The sequence below is a fragment of the Bacillus yunxiaonensis genome (assembly GCF_037104695.1).
GTDB classification, from domain to species: domain Bacteria; phylum Bacillota; class Bacilli; order Bacillales; family Bacillaceae_G; genus Bacillus_A; species Bacillus_A yunxiaonensis.
In genome coordinates, this window is sequence record NZ_JBAWSV010000022.1 from 1 (window position 1) to 4,297 (window position 4,297).

Genomic DNA, 4,297 nt, shown 5'->3' on the forward strand with positions numbered 1-4,297 from the left:
TACGTGTTACTCACCCGTCCGCCGCTAACTTCTTAAGAGCAAGCTCTTAATCGGTTCGCTCGACTTGCATGTATTAGGCACGCCGCCAGCGTTCATCCTGAGCCAGGATCAAACTCTCCAATAAAGTGTTTGTCTAGCATCATAAATAAAAATTGACGTTTCACGTTGTTTGTTTCGTTCAGTTTTCAAAGAACTTGTTTGCCGCTCAATTGCGACTTCCTTATGTTAACATCTCAGTTATTCAATGTCAACTAAGTTTTTTATTTCGTTTTCGCTTTCTGCTCTGTTGCATTAGCGACTTTTAATATAATATACCCTTACTCCCACAAAATCAATATATTTTTTGTTTTTTCTTCATACATGTTCCATTTCATCGTTAACCTAAAATCTTTTCCCAACTAATCTACCAAATACCAATGACTGTCTCATCGATTCTACCGCCTATATATTTTCATGAAGCTATCCTATTTATTTATAAAAAAACTAAGGGAACAGAATACTTTCTCCCGTCCCCTTAGTTTTTTATGCTGTTTCTTTTTTCGCCTTCGAAACTCTTTTTTTCATTGTAAAATTCCATTTCATCCTACTCATCACGTAGTATGCAGTCGGGACTATGACTAATGTTAAAAGCGTAGATGTTAGTAAGCCAGAAATTACAACGATAGCAAGAGAACGAGAAATAAGCCCTCCCTCGGTCGACAACGCCAACGGTGTAAGTGCACCTATTGTAGCAAGAGCCGTCATTAAAATCGGACGAAGTCTTGTTACCCCTGCTTCTAATAAAGCTTCTTTTATAGCCATTCCCTGTTTTTCATTCTGCATAACACGATCCATTAACACAATAGCATTCGTTACAACAATTCCAATTAACATAAGAAACCCAACCAACGCTGGCATACCTAAAGGTTCTTTCGTAAGGTATAGGCCAAGCAAACCACCTGTAAAAAGAAATGGTAAAGAAAATAGAATTGCAAACGGAGCCATTGCATTTCCAAATGTCACTAGCATCACAACAAAGACAAGTACAACAGCAATCCCCATAGCAATAATCATATTTTGAAACCCTTCATTCATAGCTTGTGACTGTCCTTCAGAGCGATACTTAATACCTTTTGGCAAATCTAAATCTTTTAAACGTTTATCTACCTCAGCTTGCACACCAGATACATTATCCGTTGTAAATCTTGCACTTACTTGTACATACTCTTGCTGATTTAAGCGATACAAGGCAGTAGGTCCCGGTGCTTCAGAGAGGGTGGCTACATCCGACAATTTTACCTGTTGCCCAGTAGGACTCATAATAATTTGATTCGTAATGCTTTCAATAGATGTAAGATTATCATTTTTCAATCCTAGATTCACTGAAGTCGTTTTTCCGTCTAATTGGACTGTCGTAACACTTTCACCAGCAATATTCCCTCTTACAAAAGCAGCAATCATCATCGGATTCAAACCTTTTTCCACTGCTTTTTCTTCATCAATTGACAAATTAAGTTGCGGTTTTACAGCAGATAAATTTGTTTTCACATTCGACAAGCCCTTTATATCCTTTATCTTCTCTACAATCTTATTCCCGGCAGTCTCCAAATCCTTAGCATTTCCACCTTCCACAATAAGAACAAATTGTCCTCCTCCTGTTATACCAATCGGTGTCAAAGCTGTTTCGATGCCCGTTCCTAGATTTTTCGTCTTTTCTTTTACGTCTTTTTCAAAAGTCGTTATTCCTTCTTTCGTCATATCATCCTTCAAATCAATAGACAAACGAATTCTTTCTCCTGAAACAATTGTTTGATAGCTTTTCACACTCACTTGTTTACTAAGAATACTTTCCATATCTTTAGCTACACCATTAGCTTTGTCAAGTGATGTTCCAACAGGTAAATCTGCCGTCAGATTATATGAAGCCGCCTTTTCTTCTGGTAAAAAGTTTTTCGGGATTAGCGGCACAAGCCCTAAAGATGAAACAAATACGACAAAAGCGAGAAAGAGTGTAATCATCTTTTTCTGAATCGTCCAGCTCAGCACACGCCGATATGTTCTCTGCAATATTGTTTCTTTCGGTTCCTTATGCTTCAAACGCAGCAAGAAAAATTTAGCAAGTAAAGGGACAACTGTTAACGAAACAAGTAAAGAAAAAGCAAGTGCAACAATAACCGTAATTCCGAACGGAGCAAAGAACTTGCCAACAATTCCCGGGACGAATGAAAGTGGACCAAATACCGCCATAGTCGTAATTGTTGAAGATGTAACCGCACCGCCAACTTCTTTAGCAGCTGCTAACACCATGTTTACATCACGCTTTGCGCTACTTAACGTTCTGCGATAGATGTTTTCAATGACTACGATAGAATCATCAATTACTCGACCAACAGCTACCGCAATACCAGCTAGCGTCATCATATTCAAACTATAGTGTAAATACTTCATCGTAATCATCGCTGCTAAAACAGACAGCGGAATTGATAGCACAGCTACAATTGTAGCTCTTATATTACGTAAGAATACAAATGTCACAATGACAGCAAACAATGTACCTAGCAACACTTCCCTAAGCATACTATTAACTGATTTTTCTACCTGCTTTGAGCTGTCATACAACTTTGTCAGTTTATAACCCTCTGGTAATTGTAGATCAGATAGTTTTTGGTTAATTTGTTTGACCACTTCCACCGCATTAGCTCCTGGCTGCGCTTTAACAGATACAAGAACTGCAGGCGTGTCTTTTAATCTCGTATATACAGTTTCTGTTTTACTTCCATACTCTACAGTTGCTATATCTGACAATTTAACTGTTTGTACTCCCCCAGCACTTGGTACTGCCATTTTCATATTGTTCACGTCAGTAAGCGATTTAAGTTTGTAATCAGCTTGAACATTTAATGTTTTTTCATTAATACTCACCTGACCTGCTGGAAAAGAAAAATTGTGTGCTAAAAGTGCTTGCTTTACTATGTCATAAGTAATCTTTTTTTCTTTCATTTTTTCAACATCAAGTCTAATAGACAATTGCTTTTCGGTTTCACCTGACACATCCACCTTGCCGATATTTTCAACAGTAGACAAAGTCGGTTTAATCCGATCGTTTACATATTGTGAAATATCCGCCTGCTTAGCATTGTCTGAAGAAAGCGCGAAAGTAAATATCGGCATCTGCGAAGGTCCATCTTTCATAACGACAGGTTTCCCTGCATCCTCTGGTAATTTTAGAGATGCAACTGCACTCGTCACATCTTTTTCAGCCTCATCCATCTTCCTGGCCATATCAAATCCTAAAATAGCAACTACCATGTTGCTATGAGCTTCAATATATAAATTATCAAGCTTTTGAATACTAGAAAATGCAGTTTCTAGCGGCTTTCCTATATCATTTAATCCTTGCTCTGGCGTGGCACCCATATAAGGGACTTGCACAACCATATACGGAATATCAACGTTTGGCATTTCTTCCATCTCTATTGTTTTAATAGAATATAATCCCCCAACAACAATAAAAATCATCGCAAGAAAGACAACACCTACATTTTTTAAAGAAAAGCGAATCCACGACCCCACCGTCATTCCTCCCATCCCTTTGTACTAAGGAAAATAATCTTTCTTACATAATCTCTATAAACCGTAATCCTCCCCTACTTATATTCTCTTCACCTTTTTTATAATTGTAATTTTTTTCCTTTCGTTCCACATCAACCCCATGATGGATTCTAAACTCAGCCCAAAGACCTATATCAAATCACACAGCGCTAAGTATACAGAAAATTCCTTCTATACAGCAGTGTAAAAAGTCATGTTCTAAACATGACAAAAAGGATTGTGTATTTTACACTTTCCGTAAGCAGGAGGCACACATACCTCTTTGAGATTGCCAATCCACACAAATGATTTATCAATATTTGATTTCATGCTGTTTTTTGGAAAAAGAATGTATTTAATTTCTTTCACAGAAAATTTAATACGCTTTGGAATACGAGGTCTCTTAGTAAAAATGAAGGATATTTCTGATATGTTTCATAGAAATGAAGAATGATTTCCTGTTTTGATAGATTTTTTCATGACCACTTGGTTCGTCTATTTCAATAAAATAAAGCTGAGTTCCTTTATTAAGAAATTCAGTGTTATTTTATAATGATAAAAATACACAAAAAAAGACGAGTCATTCTGACTCGTCCTAGATTGCCTGGCAACGTCCTACTCTCACAGGGACAAAGTCCCAACTACCATCGGCGCTAGAGAGCTTAACTTCCGTGTTCGGTATGGGAACGGGTGTGACCTCTCTGCCATCATTACCAGACTTATGAAG

The 4,297-nt window shown here is 37.5% G+C and carries 2 protein-coding genes and 2 rRNA genes; 1 reads left to right on the plus strand and 3 read right to left on the minus strand.

Annotated features, from left to right (window positions below; translation table 11 throughout):
* A 16S ribosomal RNA gene (locus WAX78_RS25050) occupies window positions 1–124 on the minus strand; the annotation flags it as partial.
* A 398-nt stretch (window positions 125–522) separates the two neighbouring features.
* On the minus strand, window positions 523–3,552 hold the full coding sequence (locus WAX78_RS25055; RefSeq protein WP_336484680.1) for an efflux RND transporter permease subunit: 3,030 nt from the start codon (window positions 3,550–3,552) through the stop codon (window positions 523–525).
* Window positions 3,553–3,746: 194 nt separating this feature from the next.
* Between WAX78_RS25055 and WAX78_RS25295 the strand changes: the two genes are divergently transcribed.
* Window positions 3,747–3,857 carry a hypothetical protein gene (locus tag WAX78_RS25295; protein ID WP_413789241.1) on the plus strand — a complete coding sequence of 37 codons (111 nt, stop codon included), beginning with the start codon at window positions 3,747–3,749 and terminating at the stop codon, window positions 3,855–3,857.
* A 315-nt stretch (window positions 3,858–4,172) separates the two neighbouring features.
* Here the strand turns inward: WAX78_RS25295 and rrf are convergent.
* Window positions 4,173–4,288 (minus strand): 5S ribosomal RNA (gene rrf, locus WAX78_RS25060).
* Window positions 4,289–4,297: the final 9 nt, after the last annotated feature.